The organism is Burkholderia sp. WTPI3 (assembly GCF_021483755.1).
Taxonomy (GTDB): Bacteria; Pseudomonadota; Gammaproteobacteria; order Burkholderiales; family Burkholderiaceae; genus Burkholderia.
This window is the reverse complement of sequence record NZ_JAGIXF010000028.1, coordinates 73,732-80,223: the sequence shown is the minus strand read 5'-3', so window position 1 is coordinate 80,223 and position 6,492 is coordinate 73,732. Positions and strand designations below refer to the sequence as shown.

At 66.7% G+C, this 6,492-nt stretch carries 5 protein-coding genes and 1 pseudogene; 3 read left to right on the top strand and 3 right to left on the bottom strand.

Going from position 1 to position 6,492, the window contains the following annotated elements:
* Positions 1 to 342 (bottom strand): annotated as a pseudogene (locus J7024_RS17515) (AraC family transcriptional regulator); the annotation flags it as partial.
* A 26-nt stretch (positions 343 to 368) separates the two neighbouring features.
* Entirely contained in the window at positions 369 to 710 is a 342-nt protein-coding gene (locus tag J7024_RS17510) for an FKBP-type peptidyl-prolyl cis-trans isomerase (RefSeq protein ID WP_124826479.1), read from the bottom strand.
* Positions 711 to 1,280: 570 nt separating this feature from the next.
* Here J7024_RS17510 and J7024_RS17505 point away from each other — a divergent pair.
* Complete coding sequence (locus J7024_RS17505; protein ID WP_124826478.1) at positions 1,281 to 2,198, top strand: metal-dependent hydrolase; 918 nt, start codon at positions 1,281 to 1,283, stop codon at positions 2,196 to 2,198.
* 440 nt (positions 2,199 to 2,638) lie between these two features.
* The gene (locus J7024_RS17500) at positions 2,639 to 4,102 is read left to right on the top strand and encodes a sigma-54 dependent transcriptional regulator (protein WP_199569071.1); all 1,464 of its coding nucleotides are present in this window, start codon (positions 2,639 to 2,641) and stop codon (positions 4,100 to 4,102) included.
* 953 nt (positions 4,103 to 5,055) lie between these two features.
* Here J7024_RS17500 and J7024_RS17495 read toward each other — a convergent pair.
* The gene (locus tag J7024_RS17495) at positions 5,056 to 5,838 is read right to left on the bottom strand and encodes an ABC transporter substrate-binding protein (RefSeq protein WP_124826476.1); all 783 of its coding nucleotides are present in this window, start codon (positions 5,836 to 5,838) and stop codon (positions 5,056 to 5,058) included.
* A gap of 232 nt (positions 5,839 to 6,070) precedes the next feature.
* Between J7024_RS17495 and J7024_RS17490 the strand changes: the two genes are divergently transcribed.
* Entirely contained in the window at positions 6,071 to 6,490 is a 420-nt protein-coding gene (locus J7024_RS17490; RefSeq protein WP_175750662.1) for an MbcA/ParS/Xre antitoxin family protein, read from the top strand.
* Positions 6,491 to 6,492: the final 2 nt, after the last annotated feature.

The following is a 6,492-nucleotide window of genomic DNA, read 5'->3' as shown; positions in this document are numbered from 1 at the left end:
GAGTTGCGCGGCTGCCGCCGCGACCTGCGCGACCAGCGAGGTCAGCGCCGGGTCGATCGCCACGGCGCGCGCGCTGTCGAACAGCCGCTGCGGCACCGCGAGCGACGCGGCAGGGAGATCCAGCACGAGCTGGCGATTGTCGCCGAGGCCTGCGTAATCGTGGCGCGAGCCGGCCGGAATCAGCCAGGCCGCGTGCCGGTCGATGCGCTGGCCGACCCCGTCCACCGCCATCACCATCGCGCCGTCGACGCCGAGCACGACCTGATGAAAGTCGTGGACGTCCGACGCTTCGCACGTGTCGTAACGGCGCAGCGCGATGGCGGGAGACGGGATGCGTTGCATCGGCGGGACGTCGGCCGGCGGCGTCGTCAGACGGCCAGCAGTTCGACTTCGAACACGAGCGTCGCGTTCGGCGGAATCACGCCGCCTGCGCCGCGCGGGCCGTAGCCGAGTTGCGGCGGGATCGTCAGGCGACGCACGCCGCCGACCTTCATGCCCTGCACGCCTTCGTCCCAGCCCTTGATGACCATGCCGCCACCGAGCACGAACGCGAACGGGTCGTTGCGGTCCTTGCTCGAGTCGAATTTCTGACCGTCGGTCAGCCAGCCCGTGTAGTGAACGCTGACGGTCTTGCCGGCTTGCGCTTCCGCGCCGGTGCCTTCGGTCAGGTCTTCGATTTTGAGGCCCGATGCGGTCGTGGTGACAGACATGACTTCTCCTGAAAAAGGGTTGGGTAAAACCGCTATTGTAGGCGAGCGCGCAGAGGGCCGCCGCACGCGGCGAGGGCCCGCCGGCAGGTCCGTCGAGACGGTGCGCGGGGTGATGCCCGAAACGCGGATGGAACGCGCGTTTGAATTTTTCACGGACCGGATAAGCGCGGTTGCACCGCGTGTGCCGCTCGCGCGTATGAATCGGTGCTACCCGGTCCGGTCGGCGGCGCGCCACGTGCCGCCGTGAAAATCGCTGAAACGCCGGTGGGGTGGGGATGTCACGCCGGTTGCGAGTCGCGGCGGCGACGCTCGTTGGCGGCCCGCGAACCGACCCGTGCGTTCGAATTGCCGCAGCGCCGGACAACGTTCGCACGCCGTTTTTCGGGCGCTTTCGACCGTGCCCTGTTTGGAAGCGCGCGTCTACCGCGCGGCTTGCGCGCGTTGCCGGCCGCGGCCTATCGTTACATCTGTCGATGTCAGGATTTAGGCGCCGCGCGATGCGGCGCTCGGGCCGCGCCGGCACGGCCGCAACGGATGCCGGGCCGCCCGAAAACAAGGAGAACGACCAACATGAAGTCAGCCGCTCTCGCCACCGCAGCCGACGTGATGCCGGTGCGTCGCGACCTGCGCTTCGACCTGCCGGTCGAACGTGCAAAGGACTGGCATGGGCTCGGCCCGCACGTGACCCACTTCTTCAACGCGCTGTCGCTGCTGTTTCCGGCCGGCGAACGCTTTTTCATGGATTCGGTGCGCAACTATCGCGACCGGATCGACGATCCCGTGCTGAAGCGGCAGGTGCTCGGTTTCATCGGCCAGGAAGCGATGCACACGCGCGAGCACGTCGAATACAACGAGCTGATGCAGGCCAACCGGCTACCCGCGCGCAAGCTCGACAAGCGCGTGTGGGCGGTGCTCGGCGTCATGAAGCGCGTGCTGCCGCAGTCGGTGCAACTGGCACATACGGTCGCGGCCGAGCACTACACGGCGATGCTCGCTGACTGGCTCCTGCGCGACCCGACGCGTCTCGACGGCTCGGTCGAGGGCTACCGGCAGATGTGGATATGGCACGCGCTCGAGGAAACCGAGCACAAGGCCGTGTCCTACGACGTGTGGAATGCCGTGATGAAACCGGGCCCGGGCCGCTATCTGATCCGCGTCGGCGTGTATCTGCTGACGACGCTGACGTTCTGGCCGACCGTATTCCTGATGCACGCCACGCTGTTGTGGCGCGACCGTCGTGCCGGCCATCACATGCGCGGGATGCTGCGCATGCTCGCGTTCCTGTACGGGCCGCGGCGCGGGCTGTTTCCGCGCATCGCAGGCGAATGGCTGAGCTTCCTGCGGCCGGGCTTTCACCCGTGGGACCACGACAACCGCCATCATCTCGCGCGTGTCGAGGCGCTTGTCGCCGCGTATGGCGATCACGACCACGCACCGGCCGGCCGCGGCCGTGCGAACGCGCTCGCGCCGCTCGCGTCGGGACGCTGACGTAGCCGCCCGCACACCCCGTGGCGCGTGTTGCGTTCATGCATCAACGCGCTTCCTCTGACGATTGACCGACATCAAGCGGAAACGGTTGCGCGAGCTGGCAGCCGCGCGCTTTCACCGGTCGCATTGCTGCCAGCCACCTGGCCGATTCCGTGTGCCCGACCGCCCGCACGAGCCGGTGCGCCAGCACTGGCGCGGCTTCGCGCGTTCGGCGCCGATCCGATCCCGCGTCGCGCCCGCCGCGCCACCGGGATAACACCCATCTAGCCGCGCGTCGGCGGCGTCGATATACCTTGGGGAAAGCATTCGTCCGTGCGTGCGATTATGGCGCGGGGGGATTTTATTCAAACGGAAATGCGGCCAATATGTCGGTTCGATCGAGGTCCGTCGTACGCGGCGGCGAGCCGGCGCACGATACCAACGCCAAGCGGGGAACAACGATGGTTGCAAGGTCACCCGACGCAAACGGGACGGCGACGCCCGAGATGCCGTTCGTGTCCGTCACCGCCCCCGAGGCTGGGCGCAAACTGTTCGTGATCATGCGTTCGCCGGACGAGTCGCTGCTGGCGCAACTGCGCGAACTCGGCTGGGAGATCGCGGTCGCGAAGACGGCTGGTGCCGCGCAGAACATGACGTCCGGCGTGAGCGTCGCCGCCGGGCTCATCGATTTCACGGGCTTTACGTCGCGCGATTACCCCGCGCTGAAGACGTGCCTGAGCCAGCCGGCGATCGGCTGGATTTCCATCGCGCAGGCCGGCAACATGATTGGCACGGCCGTGCGCGAACTGATCCGCAGCTACTGTTTCGACTACGTGACGCTGCCGTTGCCGCATGAATGGATTTCGCACGTGCTCGGTCACGCGCGCGGGATGGCCGCGCTCGATCGCGTCGACGGGGCGGCGTATGCGGCGTCGATCGGCGAGCACGGGATGATCGGCAACTGCGAAGCGATGCAGCAGTTGTTCAGCACGATCCGCAAGGTCGCGAAGACCGACGCGAGCGTGTTCATCTCCGGCGAATCGGGTACCGGCAAGGAACTCACCGCGCTCGCGATCCACGAGCGTTCGGGGCGCGGCAAGGGGCCGTTCGTCGCGATCAACTGCGGCGCGATTCCACATCACCTGCTGCAGTCGGAACTGTTCGGCTTCGAGCGCGGCGCGTTCACCGGTGCGAACCAGCGGCGCGCGGGCCGGATCGAATCGGCGAACGGCGGCACGCTGTTTCTCGACGAAATCGGCGACATGCCGGTCGAAAGCCAGGCGAGCCTGCTGCGTTTCCTGCAGGAAGGGAAGATCGAGCGGCTCGGCGGCCAGGAGTCGATTCCGGTCGACGTACGGATCATCTCGGCGACGCACGTCGATCTCGACGGCGCGGTCGAAGCCGGGCGTTTTCGCGCGGACCTCTATCATCGGCTCTGCGTGCTGCGCATTCACGAGCCGCCGCTGCGCGCGCGCGGCAAGGACATCGACATCCTCGCGCATTACGTGCTGCAAAAGTACAAGGCCGACAGCGGCCGCAAGATCAGCGGTTTCACGTCGGCGGCGCTCGATGCGATGCGCCGCTATGAGTGGCCGGGCAACGTGCGCGAGCTGATCAACCGCGTGCGCCGCGCGATCGTGATGGCCGAGAGCCGGCTGCTGACGCCGCACGATCTCGGACTCGAGACACCGGGCGAAACGGAGCCGGTGACGCTCGAACAGGCGCGCTCGCTTGCCGAGCGCACCGCGATCGAAAACGCGCTGTTGCGCAACGATCACCGGATCAACAAGGCCGCCGCCGAGCTCGGCATTTCGCGCGTCACGCTTTACCGGATGATGATCGAGCACGGGCTCAACGATCACGACAACAACGGCGGGAAGGACGGCGCGCCGTCGGGCGACGAGGACCATCAACGGGTGGGCTGAACCGCGGCCGCGAAGCGTATGCGGCCGGCCTGCGCGCGGATGCCCGCGCCCATGTAAAGGACGTGAAACGTTTCGCGTCGGCGCACGCGTGAATCCGGGCGGCAAACACGGGCAGAAGTGTGGCGTGCGCGCCGGGAAAATTTTCCGCATCGTCCGCGTGCCTTGTCCTGCAAGGCGCTGCCGTTGCACGGCTGAAGCGGTCCGCTCACGCGATGTTTCAGTTTCGCAACCTCCCGGGCGTCCCGCCCGCTCCGGTCCCGCTACCGTCCGACGAAACCCTTGTGCCGACGGCCTCGCGCGAAGCTGGCCCGCTCCTTGCGGATAGGAGCGTGCGAAAGTCGACGACGTGGCGTCCGGCCGGTTCGGCAGTGAAGCATGCGAGGGCCGGCAAGGACGCAGTCCGCGGGGATGCGTGGCGGAGCGGGGCAACACGACCGCGTTCCGCTCGGCACGGACCGTCGTCGGCGGATCGTCGGAGCACCGGCGTCGTCCGGTTGCCGAACCAAGCAACAGACCGAAACGGGGTAGAAAAATGAACGATCGCCACACGCCGCGGCCGGCAGGCCGCGATCGCAGTGATTCGACGCATCGCCGGTCGACCGCGCGCCTTGCAGCCGGCCGGCATGCTTCGACAGGCCATCTCAGTGCGCCCGGTGCGAGGCGGATCCGGTTGATTCCCGGTCATCCGCGCCGGCTCGGTGCTTTCCCGCCAGCCAACACGATCCGCAAGGGCATGTGTACCCGGGCACCGGTTCCCCGGCGCCCGGTCTTCGCGTATTGAGGCGTCACCGACGGTTGCATGCGGCGCAATTCATTCGCAATCCGAATGATGTGGATTCGCGTGCTGCCGTGCTGCGGACGATGCAGCCGGCGCGCGGCCGCCCGGCGAGCAAGCGGCAACGCGATCCGGCCGCGCACGACGGGCATTGCGCCCTTACGCACGCGCAGCCGCTTCAGCTGCCGTAGATGTCGAAGTCGAAGTACTTCGACGCGAGCCGCTTGTACGTGCCGTCCTTGACCATGTCGTGGATCGCGCGATCGATCTTCGCCTTCAGGTCCGTGTCTTCCTTGCGCAGCCCGATGCCGGCGCCGACGCCGAGCACCTTCTCGTCGACGAGCTCGGGCCCGACGAACTGATAGCCCGCGCCGCGCGGCGATTTCAGGAACCCGATCTCGGCCTGCACTTCGTCCTGCAGCGCGGCGTCGAGGCGGCCGGACGTGAGATCCGCGTATACGCCGTCCTGGTTCTGGTACGACACGACGTTCGCGCCTTGCTTCGCCCAGTACGCCTTCGCATACGCTTCCTGGGTCGTGCCCTGTTCGACGCCGATCGACTTGCCCTTCAGCGATTCGGGCACAGGCAGCAGCGGCGAGCCCTTCTTCACGACGAGCCGCGTCGGCTGGTTGTAGATCTTCGTCGTGAAGCCGATCTGCTCCGCGCGCTGCGGCGTGATCGACATCGACGACAGCACCGCGTCGAACTTCTTCGCCTTCAGCGCGGGGATCATCCCGTCGAAGTCGTTCTCGAGCCATACGCACTTCGCTTTCAGCCGCGCGCAGATCTCGTTGCCGAGGTCGATGTCGAAGCCGACGAGCTTGCCGTCGGGCGCTTTCGATTCGAACGGCGCATAGCTGGCGTCGGTGCCGAAGCGCAGCGTGGTCCAGTCCTTCGCGACGGCGGGGCCTGCGGATACGGCGAGCAGGGCGATCGAAGCGGCGGCAATCAGTCTCTTCATGGTGCGTTCCTTGGCGTGGTCATTCCGGTTCTGGGCGACTCGGTTGGCGCGGACGGGCGCCGCGTTCCGGCGCTGTCCGTACGGCCATTAACGCAGAAAATAAAATCACAGTCCAGAATGGACAAAAAATATCGATTCATCGGATGCAATGACCGGACGGAGGGTGCCGACCCTTGCAAAAATACGAAAATGGACTAATCTTGTTAGTAAATTCGTTTCGAGACTAACGATCATGTCACAGCCCGCGTTCGATCCGCATTCCGCCCCGCGGCAGGCCTCGGTCGCACACATGTCGGCGGCCGGCCTGCGCGCGTTTTTCAACATCGCGCGCGACTGGGAGCTGACGATCGACGAGCAGATCGTGCTGCTCGGCTCGCCCGGCCGCTCGACGTTCTTCAAGTGGAAGGCCTCGCCCGAATCGGCACGCCTGTCGCGCGATACGCTCGAGCGGCTATCGCTGCTGCTCGGCATCTACAAGGCGTTGCAGATCCTGCTGCCGCAGCCGTCGGCCGCCGACACGTGGGTCAAGCGTCCCAACGATGCGGCGCCGTTCGGCGGCAAGCGCGCGCTCGACCGGATGCTGGCCGGCAACGTCGGCGACCTGGTCGCCGTGCGTCAATATCTCGACGCGATGCGGGGTGGCTGGGCGTGACG